This is a genomic window from Escherichia sp. 93.0816 (assembly GCF_013368855.2).
Taxonomy (GTDB): Bacteria; Pseudomonadota; Gammaproteobacteria; order Enterobacterales; family Enterobacteriaceae; genus Escherichia; species Escherichia ruysiae.
On sequence record NZ_JABWNC020000081.1, the window covers coordinates 1 to 450 of the forward strand.

A 450-nucleotide genomic window follows, 5' to 3' on the forward strand; every position below is an offset into this window, starting at 1 on the left:
TTGGCTTTTCGCTGATTATCATGCCGGATATGACCCGCTACGCTGGTGATGGGGCAGGGATTAAGGCTATTACAGGCGGTGACAAGGTGGCAATTGACCCGAAACACAAAGCCCCCTACTCAACGCGTATTCCGGCAGTAGTGCTGGCGGTTAACAATAACGCCATGTCATTCAGTGACCGCAGCGGGGGGATCTCACGTCGTCGGGTGATATTCAATTTTTCGGAAGTTGTACCGGAGAACGAACGTGATCCAATGCTGGCGGAAAAAATAGAAGGTGAGCTGGCGGTAGTGATTCGCCATCTGCTTACACGGTTTGCTAACCAGGACGAAGCCAGACGCCTGTTATATGAGCAGCAGAAATCTGAAGAAGCACTGGCGATAAAGCGAGAGGGGGATTCGCTGGTGGACTTCTGCGGCTATCTCATGGCGTCGGTAATGTGTGATGGCC

General features: G+C 52.4%; 1 pseudogene. It reads left to right on the plus strand.

Annotated elements, in window-relative coordinates:
• Positions 1-450 (plus strand): annotated as a pseudogene (locus HEM79_RS23225) (DNA primase family protein); the annotation flags it as partial.